The sequence below is a fragment of the Brevundimonas sp. 357 genome, from assembly GCF_003938605.1.
In the GTDB taxonomy this organism is placed as follows: Bacteria; Pseudomonadota; Alphaproteobacteria; order Caulobacterales; family Caulobacteraceae; genus Brevundimonas.
The window spans coordinates 17,818-37,449 of the sequence record NZ_RHWX01000010.1; the positions used below are offsets into that span (position 1 = coordinate 17,818).

At 66.5% G+C, this 19,632-nt stretch carries 18 protein-coding genes and 1 tRNA gene; 11 read left to right on the forward strand and 8 right to left on the reverse strand.

The features are described from left to right. Nucleotides 1–15 precede the first annotated feature (15 nt). The 3 genes from tatB to EGK63_RS10080 are packed head-to-tail and all read left to right on the forward strand — an operon-like array spanning nt 16 to nt 2,197. Complete coding sequence (gene tatB / locus EGK63_RS10070) at nt 16–612, forward strand: Sec-independent protein translocase protein TatB (RefSeq protein ID WP_125901256.1); 597 nt, start codon at nt 16–18, stop codon at nt 610–612. Next, entirely contained in the window at nt 609–1,496 is an 888-nt protein-coding gene (gene tatC / locus EGK63_RS10075) for a twin-arginine translocase subunit TatC (RefSeq protein WP_125901258.1), read from the forward strand. The genes tatB and tatC overlap by 4 nt, the downstream gene beginning before the upstream one ends. A 53-nt stretch (nt 1,497–1,549) precedes the next feature. Beyond that, nucleotides 1,550–2,197, forward strand: coding sequence for a CatB-related O-acetyltransferase (locus tag EGK63_RS10080; RefSeq protein ID WP_125901260.1), 648 nt, complete (start codon nt 1,550–1,552; stop codon nt 2,195–2,197). 59 nt (nt 2,198–2,256) lie between these two features. Here EGK63_RS10080 and glnA read toward each other — a convergent pair whose 3' ends face one another. After that, entirely contained in the window at nt 2,257–3,666 is a 1,410-nt protein-coding gene (gene glnA, locus EGK63_RS10085) for a type I glutamate--ammonia ligase (RefSeq protein WP_125901262.1), read from the reverse strand. Between the two features lie 59 nt (nt 3,667–3,725). Further along, nucleotides 3,726–4,064 carry a P-II family nitrogen regulator gene (locus EGK63_RS10090; protein WP_125901264.1) on the reverse strand — a complete coding sequence of 113 codons (339 nt, stop codon included), beginning with the start codon at nt 4,062–4,064 and terminating at the stop codon, nt 3,726–3,728. 118 nt (nt 4,065–4,182) lie between these two features. Between EGK63_RS10090 and EGK63_RS10095 the strand changes: the two genes are divergently transcribed. Then, the gene (locus EGK63_RS10095) at nt 4,183–5,019 is read left to right on the forward strand and encodes an NAD(P)H-hydrate dehydratase (protein WP_125901266.1); all 837 of its coding nucleotides are present in this window, start codon (nt 4,183–4,185) and stop codon (nt 5,017–5,019) included. A 74-nt stretch (nt 5,020–5,093) separates the two neighbouring features. Beyond that, entirely contained in the window at nt 5,094–5,288 is a 195-nt protein-coding gene (locus EGK63_RS10100; protein WP_125901268.1) for a hypothetical protein, read from the forward strand. Nucleotides 5,289–5,313: 25 nt separating this feature from the next. Here the strand turns inward: EGK63_RS10100 and EGK63_RS10105 are convergent. Further along, a tRNA-Leu gene (locus EGK63_RS10105) sits at nt 5,314–5,398 on the reverse strand. A 141-nt stretch (nt 5,399–5,539) separates the two neighbouring features. Further along, nucleotides 5,540–7,198 carry an amino acid permease gene (locus EGK63_RS10110; protein ID WP_125901270.1) on the reverse strand — a complete coding sequence of 553 codons (1,659 nt, stop codon included), beginning with the start codon at nt 7,196–7,198 and terminating at the stop codon, nt 5,540–5,542. Between the two features lie 157 nt (nt 7,199–7,355). Here EGK63_RS10110 and hrpB point away from each other — a divergent pair, with 157 nt between their 5' ends. Together hrpB and EGK63_RS10120 are read left to right on the forward strand one after the other, a co-directional pair. Further along, complete coding sequence (gene hrpB, locus EGK63_RS10115; protein ID WP_125901272.1) at nt 7,356–9,791, forward strand: ATP-dependent helicase HrpB; 2,436 nt, start codon at nt 7,356–7,358, stop codon at nt 9,789–9,791. 64 nt (nt 9,792–9,855) lie between these two features. Beyond that, on the forward strand, nt 9,856–11,145 hold the full coding sequence (locus EGK63_RS10120) for an MFS transporter (RefSeq protein WP_125901274.1): 1,290 nt from the start codon (nt 9,856–9,858) through the stop codon (nt 11,143–11,145). On the opposite strand, the gene EGK63_RS10125 is transcribed toward EGK63_RS10120, so the two are convergent. From EGK63_RS10125 to EGK63_RS10135, 3 genes are read right to left on the reverse strand one after another with little or no spacing between them, the layout of a single operon-like run. Then, nucleotides 11,142–11,954, reverse strand: coding sequence for an RNA methyltransferase (locus EGK63_RS10125; protein WP_125901276.1), 813 nt, complete (start codon nt 11,952–11,954; stop codon nt 11,142–11,144). The genes EGK63_RS10120 and EGK63_RS10125 overlap by 4 nt on opposite strands. Continuing rightward, entirely contained in the window at nt 11,954–12,850 is an 897-nt protein-coding gene (locus tag EGK63_RS10130) for a class I SAM-dependent methyltransferase (RefSeq protein WP_125901277.1), read from the reverse strand. The genes EGK63_RS10125 and EGK63_RS10130 overlap by 1 nt, the downstream gene beginning before the upstream one ends. Before the next feature lie 16 nt (nt 12,851–12,866). Then, nucleotides 12,867–14,267, reverse strand: coding sequence for a glycosyltransferase (locus EGK63_RS10135; protein WP_243637642.1), 1,401 nt, complete (start codon nt 14,265–14,267; stop codon nt 12,867–12,869). A gap of 123 nt (nt 14,268–14,390) precedes the next feature. On the opposite strand from EGK63_RS10135, the gene EGK63_RS10140 reads away from it, so the two are divergent. The 4 genes from EGK63_RS10140 to EGK63_RS10155 are packed head-to-tail and all read left to right on the forward strand — an operon-like array spanning nt 14,391 to nt 17,570. Further along, nucleotides 14,391–15,026, forward strand: a complete 636-nt coding sequence (locus EGK63_RS10140) for a TetR/AcrR family transcriptional regulator (protein WP_125901279.1) — start codon at nt 14,391–14,393, stop codon at nt 15,024–15,026. After that, nucleotides 15,023–15,820, forward strand: coding sequence for an ABC transporter substrate-binding protein (locus EGK63_RS10145; protein WP_125901281.1), 798 nt, complete (start codon nt 15,023–15,025; stop codon nt 15,818–15,820). The genes EGK63_RS10140 and EGK63_RS10145 overlap by 4 nt, the downstream gene beginning before the upstream one ends. Next, the gene (locus EGK63_RS10150; RefSeq protein ID WP_125901283.1) at nt 15,817–16,806 is read left to right on the forward strand and encodes an iron ABC transporter permease; all 990 of its coding nucleotides are present in this window, start codon (nt 15,817–15,819) and stop codon (nt 16,804–16,806) included. Before EGK63_RS10145 ends, EGK63_RS10150 begins: the two co-directional genes overlap by 4 nt. Beyond that, nucleotides 16,803–17,570, forward strand: coding sequence for an ABC transporter ATP-binding protein (locus EGK63_RS10155; RefSeq protein ID WP_243637643.1), 768 nt, complete (start codon nt 16,803–16,805; stop codon nt 17,568–17,570). Before EGK63_RS10150 ends, EGK63_RS10155 begins: the two co-directional genes overlap by 4 nt. On the opposite strand, the gene EGK63_RS10160 is transcribed toward EGK63_RS10155, so the two are convergent. After that, on the reverse strand, nt 17,561–19,591 hold the full coding sequence (locus EGK63_RS10160; protein ID WP_243637644.1) for a lytic transglycosylase domain-containing protein: 2,031 nt from the start codon (nt 19,589–19,591) through the stop codon (nt 17,561–17,563). The two genes, EGK63_RS10155 and EGK63_RS10160, sit on opposite strands and share 10 nt — an antisense overlap. Between the last annotated feature and the right edge of the window lie 41 nt (nt 19,592–19,632).

The following is a 19,632-nucleotide window of genomic DNA, read 5'->3' on the forward strand; positions in this document are numbered from 1 at the left end:
GGAAGACGCTGAATCATGGGTGGTCTTGGCCCCGGAATCGGCGGGTTCGAAATCCTTGTCATCGGTCTGGTGGCCCTGCTTGTCGTAGGGCCCAAGGACTTGCCTATGCTCATGCGCAAGGTCGGCCAGTTCGTCGGCAAGGCGCGCGGCATGGCCAATGAGTTCCGCGCCAGCTTCGACGAGATGGCGCGCCAGTCCGAGCTGGACGATCTTCGCAAGGAGGTCGAGGCGTTGCGGTCGGGGCAGGGGATGTACGCCCTGGGCGCCGATGCGGATGAGGCCTTCAAGGACATCCGCAAGGAGCTGGAGGCGCCGATTGAAGCGCCGGCCTCCACGGCGCCTGTTGAGCCCGCGCCTGAAGCGATTGCTCCGACTGTGGCCACGGGCGTTGACGAATGGCCGGATATGGCGCCGGCCGTCGCCGCTGCGGCTGCACCTGAGACGAAACCAGCCGCCAAGCCGCGAGCCAGAAGGGCGAGCGCCGCTTCTTCTGCCGATGGGGCGCTGAAGCCCAAGGCGCGCAAGCCGGCCGCAAAACCTACTGCAAAGTCTGCGACGAAAGCCGACGCCGCTCGCCCCAAGGTCGCGCGCACCAAGAAGGTTGATCTATGAGTCGCGCTGATCACGATGAAGCCGAGATCGAGGCTTCGCGCGCGCCCCTGATGGATCACCTGATCGAGCTGCGGTCGCGGCTGATGATCTGCGTGGTCGCCTTCATCATCGCCTTCATCGGCTGTTTCGCCTTTTCAGAGACCCTCTATCTGTTCCTGGTGAAGCCCTATGTGGTTTCGGCCGCCTTCCATCAGACGGTGGGGGCCCACGGCCATGTGTCGCCGTTCAGCTTGATCCTGGGCACCGCCGGGCTGATCCCCGTGCCGGACGTGGACCACAACAGCGTGAAGCTGATCTACACCGCGCCGCTGGAGATACTGTTCACCAAGATGAAGCTGGCGGGTTTGGGCGCCGTCATCGTGGCCTTCCCTGTGCTGGCCTGGCAGCTGTACCGCTTCGTCGCGCCGGGCCTGTATCGCAACGAGAAGGGCGCCTTCCTGCCGTTCCTGATCGCGGCGCCGGTGCTGTTCCTGCTGGGCGCGGCGCTGGTCTATTACGTCATGCTGCCGTTTGTGATGTGGTTCTCCCTGAGCCAGCAGATCATCGGCGAGGGCGTGGCGGCCGAGCTGTTGCCCAAGGTGTCGGACTATCTGAACCTGGTGACGGCCCTGATCCTGGCCTTCGGCCTGTGCTTCCAATTGCCGGTCGTGATGACCCTGCTGGGGCTGGCGGGCCTGATCAACAGCCAGATGATGGCCAAGGGCCGCCGCTACGCCATCGTCGCCGTTGTCGTGGTCGCCGCCGTGGTGACGCCGCCCGATCCGATCAGCCAGCTGATGCTGGCCGTGCCGATGGTCCTGCTCTACGAAGTCTCCATCTGGTGCGTCCGCATCATCGAACTGCGCCGCAAGAAGGCCGATACGGCCGACGGGCTGGCGGCTTGATCAATGGGGCAGTGAGGCGATCCGGGCGCTGAAAAGCATCTTGAGGTCGCTTCATGTCCCATACCGCCCCGGACCGGCATTGGTCCAAGGTTGAGCTGCTGCACGAAACGGTCGCCAATCCGAACATCCACATCAAGGGCCGGCGCAGCTATTACAGCAACGCCTGGACGGGCTCGTTCGAGGAAAGCGTGGTCCGCTACCTCTATGGCGATCCCTACAGCCTGAAGGCATGGGAGCCGCAGTGGCCGATCGACCAGTTGCACATCGGCGACTGCGTCTGCATCGGCGCCGAGGCCGTGATCCTGCTGGGGGGCAACCACACCCATCGGACGGACTGGTTCAGCCTCTATCCCTTCGACGAGGTCATCCAGGACGCCTATCAGGGCAAGGGCGACACCGTGATCAAGGACGGGGCCTGGATCGGCATGCGCGCCATGATCATGCCGGGCGTCACGATCGGCGAGGGAGCCGTGGTCGCTTCCGGGGCCATCGTCACTAAAGATGTGGCGCCCTACGCCATCGTGGCGGGCAATCCGGCGGTTCCGATCCGCAAGCGGTTCTCCGACGCCGTGATCGAGGCTCTGCTGGCGCTCGACGTCTATGATTGGCCTGAGAAGAAGTTCGAGGCCTTGCGTCCGCTTCTATGCGCTGACGACATCGAGGCCTTGGCGGCGGCGTCCGTTCGTTACGATCAGGCGTAAATGAAAAAGCCCCGGACGGCGAACCGCCCGGGGCTTTCCGTGCCAGGCCGATCCGAGGATCAGCAGCTGTAATACATGTCGAACTCGATCGGGTGCGGGTGCAGTTGCAGCCGGGCGACCTCTTCCTGCTTCAGCGTGATGTAGGCGTCGATGAAGTCGTCATCCATGACGCCGCCCTTCTTGAGGAAGGCGCGGTCGGCGTCCAGCGCCTCAAGGGCTTCCTTCAACGAACCGGCGACTTCCGGGATCGAATGACGCTCTTCCGGCGGCAGATCGTACAGGTTCTTGTCGGCGGCCGCGCCCGGATCGATACGGTTCTCGATGCCGTCCAGGCCCGCCATCAGCAGGGCCACGAACGTTAGATAGGGGTTGCCCATCGGATCGGGGAAGCGGGCTTCCAGACGCTTGGCCTTGGGCGAGGTGACGTGCGGGATGCGGATCGAGGCCGAGCGGTTGCTGGCCGAATAGGCCAGCTTCACCGGCGCCTCATAGCCCGGCACCAGCCGTTTGTAGGAGTTGGTGGTCGAGTTGGCGAAGGCGTTGATGGCCTTGGCGTGCTTGATGACGCCGCCGATGTACCACAGACATTCCTGCGACAGGCCCGCGTACTGGTCGCCGGCGAACTGGGGCTTTCCGTCCTTCCAGATCGACATGTGGACGTGCATGCCCGAGCCGTTGTCGCCGAACATCGGCTTGGCCATGAAGGTCGCCGACTTGCCATAGGCGTGGGCCACGTTGTGGATCACGTACTTATACAGCTGCATCCGGTCGGCCATGGTCAGCAGGTCGCTGAACTTCAGGCCCAGTTCGTGCTGCGCGGGGGCGACCTCGTGGTGGTGCTTCTCGGGATCAAGGCCGAGATCCCGCATGACCGCCAGCATCTCGCCGCGCAGATCCTGGCCGGAATCGACCGGGTTGACGGGGAAGTAGCCGCCCTTGGTCGACGGACGGTGGCCCAGGTTGCCCTCGGCGTATTCGGCGCCCGTGTTGGCCGGCAGCTCGCTGGAGTCGAAGCTGTAGCGGGTGTCGTGCGGCGCGGTGTTCCAGCGCACGTCGTCGAAGACGAAGAACTCGGCTTCCGGGCCGAAGAAGACGGTGTCGCCCACGCCCGACGACTGAACATAGGCCAGGGCCTTCTTGGCCATGGAGCGGCTGTCGCGGTTGTAGGGTTCGGCCGTGTCCGGGTTCAGGACGTCGCAGAACATGAACAGGGTCGTCTGCTGGTAGAACGGATCGACATAGGCGCTCGCCAGGTCCGGCTTCAGCAGCATGTCTGACTCATTGATGGCCTTCCAGCCGGCGATCGACGAGCCGTCGAACATGGTGCCTTCTTCCAGGAAGTCCTCGTCCACCATGCCGATGTCGAAGGTCACGTGGTGGACGCGGCCGCGCGTGTCGGTGAAACGGAGGTCGACGTACTGGACGTCTTTGTCCTGGATTTCTTGCAGGATCTTTTGGGCGGCGCTCATGGGGGGAGGTCCTGTAGCTGGGGAATTGAAATCGGCCGCCTCAGGAGGCGGCCGTCAGACTAGATGGCTTGGGCGCCGGTTTCGCCCGTGCGGATGCGGATGACGTCGTCGAGGTTGGTGATGAAGATCTTCCCGTCACCGATCTTGCCGGTGCGGGCGGCGTTCTGAATCGTCTCGACCACGGCAGGGGCCAGGTCATCCGCCACCACGACCTCGATCTTGATCTTGGGCAGGAAGTCGATGACGTACTCGGCGCCGCGATAGAGTTCTGAATGGCCCTTCTGGCGGCCATATCCCTTGGCCTCCAGCACGGTCATGCCCTGCACTCCGATATCTTGGAGAGCGTCCTTCACTTCATCCAGCTTGAACGGCTTGATGACGGCTTCAATCTTCTTCATGGCGGATCCCGAGCCGGCTCCTTTGTTGGTCCGACGCTCGGGTGGTAAAGGGACATTGCATTGCACAATATGGCAAGCGATTTTCGTCCGTCGAGGCCTTCCGTGAACGGAAATCCACATGAAGTCGCATAACGACCCCGTTGAATGGCGCGATCGCCTGCCGTGGCCGACGGATGAGACGCACAAACATATGCGCGGACGACTGGGCGTGGTTTCGGGCGGCGTGCTGTCGACGGGCGCGGCGCGATTGGCTGCACGGGCGGGTCTGAGGATCGGCGCGGGTGTGGTGAAGGTCTTCTGTCCGCCCGACGCGGCGGAGATTATGGCGCAGAGTCTGGAGGCCGTGATGCTGGCCGCCTTCGCCGGGCCGGAGCAGCTTCAGGCCCTGGCCGAGCCGATGGACGCCGTGGTGGTCGGCCCAGCGGCGGGGCTGACCGATGCGACAGCCCACAACCTTGCGGCGCTGGCGCGAACAGGCGCGGTCCTGATTGTGGACGCCGACGCCCTGACGCTGTTTCAGAACCGTGCCGATGAGCTTTTCGCCTTGCTGGATCGGGATGATGTCCTGACGCCGCATGAAGGAGAGTTCGAACGCCTGTTTCCTGGCCTTCTGGCCGCGCTGGGGCGCGAAGAAGCGGCGGTCGAGGCCGCGCGCCGCGTCGGCGCCGTCGTGGTGCTGAAAGGCTCCGCCACCGTTATTGCTGCCCACGACGGGCGCGCTGTGGTCAATGCGCATGGTTCGCCCTGGCTTGCGACCGCGGGCAGCGGCGATGTTTTGACCGGCCTTATCGGCGGACTGGTCGCCCAGCATATGGACAGTTTCGACGCCGCCTGCGCCGCAGTATGGATGCATGGCGATGCGGCGGTGCGTTTCGGGCCGGGGTTGATTTCCGAGGACTTGCCCGATCTGATTCCGGTCGTCCTGCGCGGATTGGGTGACGCTCGTGATCGATAGACTGTTTCTAGCTGGACAATAGCCCGCATCCTCCGCATGACATCGACATGCGAAAACGGCGATCTTCGAAATTCATGGCTCAGGGGCTGATCGCTCTGGTCATCGTCACGCCGTTGGCGGCGGCTGTCGCGGCGTTCGCGCTCTCGAACTGGCATGCAGGCGTCTTCGGCGGCGCTTTCGCGGTCGCCGGGCTAACGACAGGTTTTCTTATGCGGTCGCCGCGCGTCAAGGCGGCCTTGCGGCGTCTTCTGCCTCAGCCGGTGAAATGAGGCGACCGTTTTCAGGAAACGAGCTTGGTGCGGATGAGAGGACTCGAACCTCCACGCCTCGCGGCGCCAGAACCTAAATCTGGTGCGTCTACCAGTTCCGCCACATCCGCATAGGTTCGCCCGACGCTGTAGGCGAGGGCGGCGGTTTCGGCAATCCCGTCTGGACATGAAAAAAGGCCCCGGATCGCTCCGGGGCCTTCTCACTATTGGGCCTACCGCGCTTTGCGCTGCTTGAGGCCGACTGATCGAAATCAGTCCTTCTTGTTGTCCACGCCGTGGCCCATGGCCTCGACCGCCGATTCCAGAGTCGTGTCCTCGGTGATGTCGATGCCCTTGGCCAGCTTCGAGTGGGCGAAGCCGTACAGGCCGTAGATCAGAGCGCCGACCAGGGCGTAGACGCCCAGGATGGTCAGCGGCAGCGGGTTGTCGTTCAGGGCGTGCGTCACCATCGGGATGAAGTTGAACGACGCCAGCGTCAGACAGGCCAGGATGCCCAGCACCGCCGTGAAGATGCCGCCCGGTACGCGGAACGGACGTTCCATCTCCGGGTGCTTGATGCGCAGGACGATGACCGACAGGCAGACGATGGCGAAGGCCGTCGCCGTGCCCAGCGACACCAGGTCGCCCAGGATCGAGATGGGCAGGAAGGACGCTGCGATGGCGATGACGATGCCCAGCAGGATGGTGCCGATCCAAGGGGTGCGGAACTTCTGGTGCACCATGGCGAACGCCTTGGGCAGCAGTCCGTCGCGCGCCATAGTGTAGAAGATGCGCGTCTGGCCGTAGCACAGCACCAGCATGACCGAGGACAGGCCGGTGATGGCGCCGATCTTGATCAGGAAGGCGATCAGATTCAGCTGACCGCCCGGTGCGCCGGCCAGCGGCACATTGGCCCATTCCAGGCCCATGCGGTCGATGGCGACGGCGATCGGCGCCGGCGAGGCCAGCTCCAGGTAGGGAACGACGCCGGTCATGACGGCGGCCACGACCATGTAGATCAGGGTGCAGACAAACAGGGCGCCCAGGATGCCGATCGGCACGTCCTTCGACGGGTTCTTGGCTTCAGCGGCGGCGGTCGAAACCGCTTCAAAGCCGACGTAGGCGAAGAAGATGATCGAGGCGCCGCGGAAGATGCCGCCGACGCCGAACTGGTCCCAGCTCTCGCCCTGCGGCGGGATGAAGGGATCCCAGTTGGCCGGGTTGATATACTGCAGACCCACGGCGATGAAGGTCAGCAGGACGATGATCTTGATGACGACGATGGCGTTGTTGATATTTGCCGATTCCGACACGCCCAGCACCAGCAGGCCGCACACGGCGGCGATGCCGACGGCCGCGACCAGGTTGAAGGTGCCCGTCAGCGGGAAGCCGGCGTTCTCGCCCGAGGAGACATACTGGATCAGCGGAGTGGCCCACTGAGGCCCTTCGCCGCCTGGATAGGTTATTGTCGGGAACAGACTGGCGCTTACGCCGAAGTCATTCAGGATCGACACCACATAGCCGGACCAGCCGACCGCCACGGTCGAGGCTGCGACGCCGTATTCCAGCACCAGAAGCCAGCCCATGACCCAGGCGAAAACCTCGCCCAGGGTGCCGTAGGCGTAGGTATAGGCCGAGCCGGACACCGGCATGGTCGACGCCAGTTCGGCGTAGCACAGGCCCGCCAGGGCGCAGGCGATGCCGGCGATGACGAAGGAGAACATGATGGCCGGGCCGGCGTGGGCCGAGGCCACCTGACCCGTCAGAACGAAGATGCCGGCGCCGATGATGGCCCCGATGCCCAGGCTCATCAGATTCATCGGACCGAGGGTCCGTTTCAGCTCGCTCTTGGCGGCTTCTTTCTGAATCTGGGCGATGGATTTTTTAAGAAATAGCCGGCTTCCGGCTGGCTTTACGCCATCTGCAGACATGCAGGTGCGCCCCCAACTTATTGCGACGACCCCTCCCGGGTCGCCTTCTTGGGCGGGGACGCTAGCCATCTGCGGGCCTTGGCGCAACGCGGTTTACGAAGGATGACGTGCGGACGACGCTTTCGTGACCCCGGCTGAAGGCGCTACAGCCCGTGTCATGCTGCCGATTCACGCCGTTCTGGAACCACTGAAGGCCGCCCTGAGCAAGAGCTCTGCGGTCGTGCTGGCCGCACCGCCGGGCGCGGGCAAGACGACAGTGGTGCCCCTGGCCCTGTTGGACCAGCCCTGGCTGGGCGACGGCAAGGTGCTGGTGCTGGAGCCGCGACGACTGGCCGCGCGCGCCGCAGCCGACCGTATGGCCGCCACTCTGGGCCAGAAGGCGGGCGGAACCGTCGGCTATCGCACCCGCCTTCAAAGCCGGATCGGCCCGGATACGCGAATCGAAGTCGTCACAGAGGGCGTCTTCACGCGCATGATTCTGGACGATCCGGCGCTGGAAGGCGTCGGCGCCGTCCTGTTCGACGAATTCCACGAACGCAGTCTCGACGCCGACCTGGGCCTGGCCCTGGCGAGGGATAGTCAGTCGGTGTTGCGCGACGACCTGCGTCTGCTGGTCATGTCGGCGACGCTCGACATCGCTGGCGTGTCGCGCCTGCTTGAGAATGCGCCCGTCATCGAGGCCGAAGGGCGCATGTTCCCGGTCGAGACCCGCTACCTGGGCCGCAACCCGGTCGAGCGGTTCGAGGACGCCATGGCTAAGGCCGTGCTTCAGGCCCTGCATGACGAGACCGGCTCCATCCTGGCTTTCCTGCCGGGGCAGGGCGAGATCCACCGCACCGTTCAGCGTCTGAACGAGCGGTTGCGCGATCCGACGGTCGATGTCGTCGCCCTGTACGGTGCCCTGGACAAGGGCGAGCAGGACCGCGCCATCGAGCCTGCGGCGCCCGGCCGCCGCAAGGTGGTGCTGGCGACCTCCGTCGCCGAGACCAGTCTGACCATCGAGGGCGTGCGCGTCGTCATCGACGGCGGCCTGTCGCGCGTGCCGCGTTTCGAGCCGTCCAGCGGCCTGACACGGCTGGCGACGGTCAAGGTCAGCAAGTCCTCTGCAGAGCAGCGGCGAGGGCGCGCAGGCCGGGTCGAGCCCGGCGTCTGCTATCGCCTGTGGGACGAGGAACAGACGCGCGGTCTGGTCGCCCATCAGCGACCTGAAATCCAAGAAGCGGACCTCACCGCCTTCGCCCTTGATCTGGCGCGCTGGGGAGCGAAGTCGGTCGAGGGACTGGCCCTGCTGGATCCGCCGCCCGCCGGGGCGATGGCCGAGGCGCGCAAGGCCCTGACCCGTCTGGGCGCGCTGGACGCCAAGGGCGATTTGACGCCGCACGGTCGAAGGCTGACCCGCATTCCCCTGACGCCGCGCCTGGCGCATATGGTCGCGGTCGCCTCGGATCAGGGCGACGCCTTTGAAGGCGCGAAGATCGCGGCGGTGCTGAGCGAGCCCGGTCTGGGCGGCGGCAGCGTTGACCTGCACGATCGTCTGAAGGGGTTGGAGCGGGATCGCTCGCCGCGCGCTCGCGATGCGTTGAAGTTGGCCGAACGCTGGGCGCGAGCAGCGGGCGGCGGGCGCGACGGAGAGGCGTACGCCGGGCTGTTGCTGGCTGAGGCCTTCCCCGAACACATCGCGCGCGCCAAGGGCAAGCCGGGCGAGGTGCTGCTGGCCTCGGGGCGCGGCGCCTTCATCGAGCCGACGGATCATCTGGCGCGCGCGCCGTGGCTGGCGGTGGCCGAACTGGGGGGCGGCGATACGCGCGACCGCATCCGCCTGGCGGCGGCGCTGGATGCTGCGACGCTGGAAAGCGATCTGGCCCATCTGATCGAGGTCGAGGATCGGTTGGCGCGCGAGCCTTCGGGCAAGCCGGTGATCCGCCGCATTCGACGCATCGGCGCCCTGGTGCTGGATGAAAAGGTCGTCGGCGCGCCGGATCGGGCGACCATGACGGCGGCGCTGAAGTCGGAGATCGAGACCGGAGGGCTGGGCGCGCTGAAATGGGGGGAGCAGGCGGGGGCGCTGCGGGCGCGCCTGGCCTTCCTGCGCGGGCTTGATGACGCCTGGCCCGACGTCTCGGACGAAGGTCTGCTGAACGCGCGCGAGGATTGGCTGTGGCCTCTGCTGGACGGGGCGCGGTCGCTGGCCGACATCGGCGACGGCAAGCTGGCCGAGGCCTTGCGTGGTCTGATCCCCTGGGATTTGCAACGCAAGCTGGATGATTTGGCGCCGACGCGCCTGACCACGCCGCTGGGCAGCGCGGGCATCGACTACGACGCCGAGGGCGGGCCGCGCGTCGAAATCCGCGTGCAGGAACTGTTCGGAGTGAAGACCCATCCGACCGTGGGCGGGGGCCGCGTTCCCCTAACGCTCAGCCTGCTTTCACCTGCACGAAGGCCGGTGCAGGTGACGAAAGACCTGCCGGGGTTTTGGGCCGGATCATGGACGGCGGTGCGCAGCGAGATGCGCGGCCGCTATCCGCGCCATCCCTGGCCGGAAGACCCGGCCAATGCGGCGCCGACCAGCCGGGCCAAGCCGCGCGGAACCTGATCGTCCGCTTGACGTCTGACGGCGGCGCGCCGCAATGATCGTGCGTCAATCGTAAGGATTTCGCGTGACCGACGCCGCTGTTTCACCGCCGTCTGCCTCCAAGCGGCGCGTTCTGTTCGCCAGCCTGATCGGCACGACGATCGAGTTCTACGACTTCTACATCTACGCCACGGCGGCGGTGCTGGTCTTTCCAGACCTGTTCTTCCCTGGCGGCGACCGGATGACGGCCATGCTGGCCTCTTTCGCCACCTTCTCTATCGCCTTCTTCGCCCGGCCGATCGGGGCGGTCGTCTTCGGCCATTTCGGCGACCGGGTAGGGCGCAAGGCGACCCTGGTGGCGGCCCTGATGACCATGGGCCTGTCGACCATCGCCATCGGCCTATTGCCGACCTGGCATTCGGTCGGGGTGATCGCGCCCCTGCTGCTGGCCGTGTGTCGGTTCGGTCAGGGCCTGGGTCTGGGCGGCGAGTGGGGCGGGGCGGTGCTGCTGGCGACCGAGAATGCGCCTCCGGGCAAGAAGGCCTGGTTCGGCATGTTCCCGCAGCTGGGCGCGCCGATCGGCTTCATCCTGTCGACCCTGAGCTTCATCCTGCTGGGTCAGGTGATGAGCGAGGATCAATTCATGGCCTGGGGTTGGCGCGTCCCCTTCATCGCCAGCGCTCTGCTGGTCATTGTCGGCCTGTGGATGCGGTTGAAGATCACCGAAACGCCCGAGTTCAAACGCGCGATCGACCGCGCCGAACGGGTTCAGGCGCCCGCGCTGACGCTTGTAGCGCACCACAAGTTCGCCCTGCTGACCGGGACGCTGGCCGGACTGGCGACCTTTGTTCTCTTCTATCTTATGACGGTCTTCGCCCTGGGTTGGGGCACGACCAGCATGGGCTATACGCGCGAGCAGTTCCTGCCGATCCAGTTGCTGGGCGTCTGCTTCTTCGGCCTGTTCATTCCGCTGGCGGCTCTGGCGGCGGATCGGTGGGGGCAGGGCAGGACGCTGCTTGTGACAACCGTCGCCATCGCCCTGTTCGGCCTGGCCCTGGCGCCGCTGTTCGGCAGCGGCGGGATGATCGGCGTGATCGCCTTCTTCATCATCGGCTTCAGCCTGATGGGCTGCACCTACGGACCGCTGGGCGCGGCGCTGGCGCGGCCCTTCCCGACGACGGTGCGCTACACCGGCGCGTCTATGACCTTCAACCTGGCCGGCATTCTGGGGGCGTCGTTGGCGCCCTACGCCGCGACGTGGCTGGCGGGCCATTACGGCCTTCAGGCCGTCGGCGCCTATCTGACGGCGGCGGCCGTGCTGACGGTCCTGGCCCTGATCGGCATGGGCCGCATCAAGACCGACGGCGAGGCCTAGAGGCTGGAGCCGTAGGCCGCATCCGTCACGGCATAGACCATGACCCCTGTCGCGACGGCCAGGTTCAGGCTGTCGGCGCGGCCGCGCATGGGGATCTTGACGTTCAGGTCGCAGGCGGCGGCCAGTTCGTCGGTCAGGCCCGCCTGTTCATTGCCCATCAGGATCAGCCCCGGATAGTGAATCGGGCTGTCGCGATAGCCGTGCTTGGCGTCCAGACGGGTGCCGATGACGCTGCCCGGCCATGAGGCGCGCCAGGCCAGGAACTCTTCGCGCGACGCCTTGCTGATGGTCACGGCGAAGACCGAGCCCATGGTGGCGCGCACGGCCTCGACCGAAAACGGGTCCACGCAGTCGCCGATCAGGATGACGCCGCCGCAACCGGCCGAGTCCGCCGTGCGGATGATGGTGCCCAGATTGCCCGGATCACGCACCTGTTCCAGCGCCACCCAGCAAGGCTTGGCGTCGGGCTGGATGGCGTCCAGCGGCGTGTAGACCTGTTCGAACACGCCCAGCACCGTCTGCGGATTGTCGCGACGGCTGATCTTTTCGAGGATGGCGTGGGTGACGACGATGATCTGGCCGCCGCTTTTCAGCGTCTCGGCCTTGGCGCGGTCCAGCAATGGATGCGGGCGGGCGTCCTGACCGACCAGCAGCATGACCGGCGCGCGGCCCTGGTCCAGCGCCTCGCCGATGAACTTCAGCCCTTCGGCCAGAAAGCGGCCGGTGGCTTCGCGTTCCTTGCGCATGTGTAGGGCGCGAACGGCCTTGATCGTGTCGTTGGTCAGGGAGGTGATGAGGCGTTCGGTCATCAGGCGCTCCATCTGGCGAAGAAGCTGAGGCCGATGGCGCGGGCGCTCTCGCCGTCTTCGGACAGGGCCAGCTCGCCCCAGTCGATGCGCCCGCCGCGATCATGCGTCGCCTCGGACATCATGTGCGCCAGCGACAGGCCGGAAATCCGCGCCGCATAGGCGTTCAGCAACAGGAAGGAGGCGTCGTCGGACAGCAGGGCGGCGCAGTCCTTCAGCAGTTCGGGCATGTCCTCGAACAGGCGCCAGACCTCGCCGTTGGCGCCGCGCCCGTATTTCGGAGGGTCAAGGATGATGCCGTCGTATTTGCTGCCGCGACGAACCTCTCGCGCCACGAATTTGCGGGCGTCCTCGACGATCCAGCGGATCGGGCGGTCGGCCAGACCGGACAGTTCAGCGTTCTCGCGGGCGTAGGTCACGGACTTCTTGGAGGCGTCGACGTGGGTGACGTGCGCGCCCGCTGCCGAACAGGCCAGGCTGGCCACGCCGGTATAGCCGAACAGATTCAGGATCTTCGGTTGTTTGAGCGTACGGACCCGTGCGTCCAGCCATTCCCAGTTGGCGGCCTGCTCAGGGAAGAAGGCCAGATGCCGAAATGGGGTGAAGCGCCCCATGAAGCGCACGTCGCGCCATTTCAGCGGAAAGGCGTCGATCGGGCCATGGGCGTCAAAGCGCCAGCGGCCGGAATCCTCTTCCTCCTGCTGCGGGTCGAACAGGGCGTTGGCGTTTTCGAAGGCGGTTTCGTCATGGGCCTTCCAGAAGCATTGCGGCTCGGGCCGGACGACGGTGTAGCGGCCGTAGCGCTCCAGCTTGCGGCCGTCGCCGCTGTCCAGAAGAGCATAGTCCGACCACCCGCGCGTGACGAGGGTTTCGGGCGAGGAGGAGAGAACCGGAGCCATGCGCGCTGATAGGCGCTCAGGCGGCCGCTCGTCCAGCGTCGGAATAGAGGTCAGGAGCTGCGATCGGCTCGACATCGACTTGATGCGGGGTCTTGTCCCAGTGATGCGGTTCCAGCGCCAGACGAACGGCGGCGTGTACGAAAGCCAGGCTCAGCAGCGACCAATAGGGCAGGGAAACCAGCATATCGATCGGTCCATAGGGTGTCCCGGCGATCCGCGAACCGCGCAGCTGGATGATCCAGGCGGCAGCGAGGCCGACGATCAGGACCGTCCAGCCCATGATCGACAGCGACGGCAGGCGACCGTCCATCACTGCCATCAGGGAAATGACCGCGACCCACGCCATGCAGCCTGCATGCACGGCGGCAGACCCTAACCCCGTCCCGATGGTCAGGATCAGAGCGATCCAACCGCGCCAGCCCATGCCGCCCCTAGAACGCGTATGAACGGCCAGAGTCTGCAGATAGCCTTTCAGCCAACGCGTTCTTTGCGGCAGCCACAAGCGCAGCGGGCCTGGCGGCGTCTCATAGGTCGGGCGGCTGATGACCCCCAGTCGATAGCCTGAACGCCAGATACGAAAGCCCAGGTCTGCGTCTTCCGTAACGTTCCAGGCGTCCCAGCCGCCTAAAGCCTTCAATACAGAGACGCGGAAATGATTGCTGGTGCCCCCTAGCGGGAACGGCAAACCCAGTCGCGCCATAACAGGTAGGGTAATCTCGAACAGGGCGGCGTATTCCGCCGCGAATTGCCGATCGAGCAACGGGTGCGGGCTTGCCTTGCGACGGCTACGGATGCGCAGCGGGGCCTGGACGCAGGCCAGGCGTTCGCCCTCGATTCGAAAGCGCACCGCGGCCTCCTTCAACTGCAGCGGGTCCGGGTCGTCCTCGGCGTCATAGATGGTCAGAAAGTCGCCGGTTGCGAGCGACAGGGCGTGGTTCAGGGCGCGCGGTTTGGTTTTCGGCGCCCCGGCTGGCACGACGAGAACCGTTAGCCATTCCGGCAGATGCAGCTGGGACGCGGCTGTAATGGTGGCATGGTCGTCAGTCTCCAGCGCCAGGAAGCCTTGTAGTCGTTCTGCCGGATAATCGATGGCCGCCAGCCGCTCGACCAAATGGGGCAGTATCTCTGCTTCCTGATAGAGGGCCGCGACGATCGTGTAGCGCGGCCATTCTTCATTCCAAGAATGGAGCAGCGGCTCGGTCGCGAGCACAGGCGGCCGAAGGGCGACCAGACTCAGCCTCCATACCGCCAGCGCCAGAAAGCTGATCTGGACGCCGAGCAGACAAAGAGCGGCGAAGTCTTGAAGGAAAACTGCGCCCAGCAGGCCGCTCAGCCCGAAGATGCACATCGCTGCCATCTGGCCGAGCGTGAGGGTTGTTCGCGCGGTGGCGAACGTCTGAAGATAGGTAGCCGTCACCCCGTGTTCTCACTTAAGGGACCGTTAATATCGTTGATACTTCAAACCTCGGATTTGGCTAGAGGGGGCGTGCGGGCTAACGTCGGCGAGGGACTCATGTCCTTCGTTCAGGGAGTCATCTGATTGTCGGTCGTCCCTTCAGCCCCCGCGCCGCGTTCGAGCCGTAAACCCAAGGGAGAGGGGCACGAACGTCGCGCCGAAATCCTGGCGGCGGCCGAGCGTATTTTCGTTGAGAGCGGCTATGACGGCGCCACGATCCGCAAGATCGCGGACAAGGTCGGATTGTCGTCAACGGCCCTTTACATGCACTTCGCCGATAAAGGCGAAATCCTGAACGAAATCTGCCGTAACACCTTCGAAGGCCTAGCGGGACGCAATCGTGCGATTCTGGCGGATCCGGCGCCGCCCCTGGCGCGTCTGCGTCGGATCGCTGAAGGCTATGTGGCTTTTGGCTTCGAAAACCCCAACGCCTATCGCCTGGCCTATCTGACCCCTGCTGTCGAAACGCGCCATGGGGCCGAGACCATTGCGCAAAGAGCTGGAGCGGAGCTGTTCGCGGCCGTGGTAGCGGTTGTCGAGGATGCCGTGGCCGAAGGCGTTCTGCGAGGCGACGCGCGCGTTCTGGCGCAGGTGATATGGGCCAGTGTTCACGGCCTGGTCTCCATAATGATCACCAAGCCCTATTTCGACTGGGCGGATCGGGACGTGCTGATTCGCACCCAGTTGGACGTCCTGTTCAAGGGATTGACCGCCCAGTGAAACGGCGTCTTTGCGCGCTCGCAGCACTGTTGTCCGTGGGGGGGGCTGAAACGGTGCAGGCGGCGGCGCTGCGCGTGATGGCGTTGGATCAATGCGCAGACCAATTCGTTCTCGCCCTGGCGCCCGAAGCGGACATCGCCCTTTCGCCGCGCGCCGATGATCCGGACGCTTGGATGCGCGAGGCGGCTAAAGGACGGCGGCAGGTGCGGCCGACTTTGGAGGCCGCGACAGGGTTCCAGCCGGACGTAGCTGTACGTTACTGGGGCGGCGACGCCCGCCTCCTGGGGGTGCTGGATCGGCGCGGGGTGCGAACGGTCGGCATCGACGATGCGACGGACATGGACGGAGTGAAGGCTAATATCCGCAAGGTGGCCGCAGCTCTGGACCGTCGCGACAGGGGCGAAGCCTTGATCCGCCGGATGGAGGCGCGTCTGGCCCATGCCTCCAGCGCCGGAAGGGGCCGGGCGGCGGTCTATGTGACGGCCAGCGGTTTCACCACCGGGCCGGGTTCGTTGATGGATGCGATTCTGCGGTCTGCGGGGTTTCGCAACGGAGTGAAACGACCCGGCTATCAGCCGCTGGGGCTTGAACGGGTGCTGCTGACGCCGCCCGCCCTCTATGTGAAGGGATTCTTCGATCTGGCGCGTTCGGATTGGCGCGGGGCTGGACGGCATCCCGTCATGCGACGAGCGACGGCTGAACACACCGCCGCCAGCTTGCCAGGCGCGGCCTTGACGTGTCCGGCCTGGTTCGCGGCGGATGCGGCCGCCCTGCTGGCGGAGCAGGCGAAATGAGGGGCGTGACGAGGCTGAATATCGGTCTGGGTCTGGCGATCCTGGTCGTTTTGACGGCGGCCGTTACCCTGGGGGAAACCCTCTTCGACCGCGCACAGTATTCCGAGGCCTTGGCCAACCCGGCTTCCGGCCCCGGCCAGGTGCTGTGGCTCGTGCGCGCGCCCCGTGCGGTCTGCGCCCTGTTCGTCGGCGCGGCTCTGGGACTGGCGGGGGCGGTGATGCAGGGGCTGTTGCGCAACCCGTTGGCGGAGCCAGGCGTGCTGGGCGTGTCCGCGACTTCGGCTCTGGCCGCTGCGACGGCCATCGTGCTGGGGCTGGCGGCGATCCCCGGAGCGGTGGAGGTGTCGGCTCTTTTCGGCGCGACGGTCGGCGGCGGGCTGCTGATCGCCCTGGCCGCACGGGTGCGGACGCCCGAGGCGCTGATCCTGTTCGGCGTGGCCCTGTCCAGCTTCGCGGGCGCGTTGACCGCCTTGATCTTCAACCTGTCGCCGTCGCCGATCGCCTCGGCGGAGGTGATGAATTGGCTGCTGGGCTCGGTCGAGAACCGCAGTTGGATCGATGTCGCCTGGGTGGCGCCCGCCGTCCTGTTCGCCGCCTTGCTGGCGCGAGGCGCGTCGCCGGGCCTGCGGATGCTGACCCTGGGCGAGGAAGCGGCGCGGGCGTCCGGCCTGTCGATGGGGCGGATGCGCGTGCTGGCGCTGGCGGCTGCCGCCGTGGCGGCGGGCGCTGCGGTGGCTGTGGCGGGCGTCATCGGCTTCGTCGGTCTGGCGGCGCCGCATCTGGTGCGGACGGCGGTGCGCGGCGATCCGGGGCGACTGCTGCTGCCATCAGCCCTCGCGGGCGGCTTGATGCTGGTCGCCGCCGATCTGGCGGCGCGGATGCTGCCGACGGATCAGGAACTGAAGCTGGGCGTTTTCACCGCCCTGGTCGGCGCGCCGCTGTTCGCGCTGATCGCCTGGCGCGCGGCGCGGGAGTGGCGGCTGTGACCGTTCTGCTGGCGCTTGAGAAGGCCCACGTCCGCGTCGGCGGGGCTGAAGTGCTGAAAGGCGCGTCCCTTTCGGTGCGGCCGGGCGAGGTCGTGGCCCTGTGCGGACCGAATGGGGCGGGCAAGTCGACGGCGGTGGGCGCTGCCCTGGGCCTGACGCCGCTGACGCAAGGCTCGGCTCGTCTGGGCGACGATGAGGCGCGGCGTCTGACTGAACGTCAGCGCGGCGAGCGCGCGGCCTATCTGCCGCAGGACCGCTCCATCGCCTGGAACCTGCCGGCGGTCGAACTGGCGGCGCTGGGCGCGCCCTTCCTGGCGGGCGCGGCGGCGCTGGACCGTGCGCGCGTTGCGCTGGACGAGGTCGGCGTCGGCCATCTGGCGGATCGCGGCGTGGCCGAGATGTCAGGCGGCGAGCGGGCGCGCGTCCTGCTGGCCCGCGCCTTGACGGTTTCCGCTCCCTTGCTAGTCGCAGATGAGCCGATCGCCGGTCTGGACCCCGACGCCCAGCTTCTGGTGCTTGAGCGGCTGCGGGCGCGCGCCGACGCCGGGCATGGCGTCCTGGTCAGCCTGCATGACCTGACTTTGGCCGCGCGCTTCGCTGATCGGGTCGTGGTGCTGGATCAAGGGCGGACGGCGGCCGACGGCGCGCCGACCGAGGCTCTGTCGCCGCACGTACTGAAGACGGTGTTTAATCTGGACGCCGTCTGGCTGGAGGCGTTGGACGGGCCGCTGCTGGCGGCCCGCCGTCTGTCGTCTCAGGGTTGATAGGGACGCGGGCCGGTGTTGGGCGGCGTGCCCCGCGCCAGGTCCGCTGAAGGCGTCAGCGGCGCCGAGCCGCCGTTCAGGCGGGCGCGATAGACCTGCATGTTCTCCATCACCCGCATCATGTAGTTGCGCGTCTCGGTGAAGGGCGCGCACTCGATGAAGTCGATGGGATCGACCTGGGCCTGGCGCGGGTCGCCGCAGCGGGCGGTCCATTGCGGCGGTCGGGCCGGGCCGGCGTTGTAGCCGACGGCGGCCAGCAGCGGCGATCCGCCGAAGTTGTTCATCAGTTCGCCCAGGTGATAGCTGCCCAGGGTCATGTTGATCTCCGGATCCCACAGTTGTTCGGAGCTGAACGAGCGGCCCATGCGGCGGGCCACGCCCTGCGCCGTCGCGGGCAGAAGCTGCATCATGCCCCGCGCATCGGCATGCGAGCGGACCAGAGGATCGAAGCTGGATTCCTGACGGGTGATGGCCAGGGCGAACTCGTTCGGCGCCATGCCTGGAACCTGCTGCGGCAGACGGATCGGATACATGCGCTCGGGCATGACGAAGCCGCGCTGGCTGGCCGCCCGACCGACCATCATCGAGCCGAACTGATCGCCGTAGCCCTGCATCAGGTCGAACAACTGCGACAGGTCGTAGGGCGAGGGCAGGGTGTCATCCAGATGATAGGCGAAGACCCGCATCAGGGTCTTCTCGCCGATCTGGCCCAGGATGCGGGTGGCGCGCACCACTTCATTGCCCTCGAAGCGGTTGACGTCTTCCGCCGACGGCGACGGTTCGCCCGGAAGGGTCAGTGTCGTCGCGCCCGCTTTTTCCGCCGCGAGTTGGCCGTAGAAGGTCTGCCAGTGCTCGGCGCCCGCCTGATACCAGCGCTGGGCGTCCTCGCGGCCGCCCCGCGCCTCGGCCGCCCGGCCCAGCCAGTACAGGGCGCGGCCCTGGGTGATCGGGGTCGAGGAGGCGTTGCGCAGGGCCTCGAAATGCTGGGCCGCCGTGGCCGGATCATTGAGCTTGGTCAGGGCCACCCAACCGGCGAAGAACTCGGCGTCGACCTTGCGTTCGCCCGAGGGGAAGCCGTGGCCGTTCATGGCGGCGTAGGCGGCGCGCGCATTGCCCTGTTGCAGGGCGTCCAGGAAGTAGTTGCGGCGCTCGCTCCACAGGGTGTTCTGGCCGTCGGCGTGCGACGGCGCGGCGGGCAGGGCGGACAGCAGAGGGAAGGCCTCGGACTGACGCCCGGCCGAGCGCAGCAGGCGCACCCGTTCCAGCACCACGGCCGGATCATTGGCCTGGGCGGGCGACAGACCGCTGACGATGACGTCAGGGGCGTAGGCGGTGCGCAGCGCCATCACGGTGTTGGCGACGGCCTGGCGGTCGGCCGGGACCAGGGCGACCATGGCGCGCGTCGCCGGGCCGTGCGGCCCCAGCAGCAGCATGTTCAACCGCGTCACGTGGTCGTCGCTGGTCAGCCAGCCGCTCCAGCGCGAATAGATCCGGCTTTGCTGGGCCTCTTCAAAGCTCTGGGTGCGCCACCAATCGCGAATCAGCGTCTGGGCCTCCTGACGGCGACCCGTCTGCTCCAGCGCGCCGGCTAGGGCGACGGCGCCCTGGGCCGTGGTCGGTGCTGTTCCGTTGAAGAAGGCCAGGACGGCGTCCGGCGACTGTCCCGCCATGTCCAGCGCGCGCTCGCCCGCCGCACGGCGCGAATCGCCCCGCGGCCAGTTCGCCAGGTCGGTCTGGGCCAGCGCCAGGTCGCTGTAGGACATCTGCTTGTCCGAGGTGTCGACCAGCGCCCACTCGACCAGCTTGCGCGCGGTCGGATCGGAAATGCGCGCCATGATGGACTGCGTGCCCACGACGTCGCGCGCCCGCGCGGCCGTCAGCCCCTGCTGCACCAGGGCGGCGTCCTGGCTGCTGATGATCCCGCCCTGACTGGCGGAATAGGGCGTCGGCGTGCTGTTCAGCACGTCCTGAGCCGGTGGAGTCAGTATCGCCAGGGCGGCGGCCACGGTCGTCGCGATCATCAGATATCTGATCCTCATTCATCTTTGGTTGCGGCCAAGCG

What these genes read in the sequence shown, in the direction of transcription:
- tatB (WP_125901256.1), top strand. Translation starts at nt 16, where the DNA reads ATGGGTGGTCTTGGCCCCGGAATCGGCGGGTTCGAAATCCTTGTCATC.
- tatC (WP_125901258.1), top strand. Translation starts at nt 609, where the DNA reads ATGAGTCGCGCTGATCACGATGAAGCCGAGATCGAGGCTTCGCGCGCG.
- EGK63_RS10080 (WP_125901260.1), top strand. Translation starts at nt 1,550, where the DNA reads ATGTCCCATACCGCCCCGGACCGGCATTGGTCCAAGGTTGAGCTGCTG.
- glnA (WP_125901262.1), bottom strand. Translation starts at nt 3,666, where the DNA reads ATGAGCGCCGCCCAAAAGATCCTGCAAGAAATCCAGGACAAAGACGTC.
- EGK63_RS10090 (WP_125901264.1), bottom strand. Translation starts at nt 4,064, where the DNA reads ATGAAGAAGATTGAAGCCGTCATCAAGCCGTTCAAGCTGGATGAAGTG.
- EGK63_RS10095 (WP_125901266.1), top strand. Translation starts at nt 4,183, where the DNA reads ATGAAGTCGCATAACGACCCCGTTGAATGGCGCGATCGCCTGCCGTGG.
- EGK63_RS10100 (WP_125901268.1), top strand. Translation starts at nt 5,094, where the DNA reads ATGGCTCAGGGGCTGATCGCTCTGGTCATCGTCACGCCGTTGGCGGCG.
- EGK63_RS10110 (WP_125901270.1), bottom strand. Translation starts at nt 7,198, where the DNA reads ATGTCTGCAGATGGCGTAAAGCCAGCCGGAAGCCGGCTATTTCTTAAA.
- hrpB (WP_125901272.1), top strand. Translation starts at nt 7,356, where the DNA reads ATGCTGCCGATTCACGCCGTTCTGGAACCACTGAAGGCCGCCCTGAGC.
- EGK63_RS10125 (WP_125901276.1), bottom strand. Translation starts at nt 11,954, where the DNA reads ATGACCGAACGCCTCATCACCTCCCTGACCAACGACACGATCAAGGCC.
- EGK63_RS10130 (WP_125901277.1), bottom strand. Translation starts at nt 12,850, where the DNA reads ATGGCTCCGGTTCTCTCCTCCTCGCCCGAAACCCTCGTCACGCGCGGG.
- EGK63_RS10150 (WP_125901283.1), top strand. Translation starts at nt 15,817, where the DNA reads ATGAGGGGCGTGACGAGGCTGAATATCGGTCTGGGTCTGGCGATCCTG.
- EGK63_RS10160 (WP_243637644.1), bottom strand. Translation starts at nt 19,591, where the DNA reads ATGATCGCGACGACCGTGGCCGCCGCCCTGGCGATACTGACTCCACCG.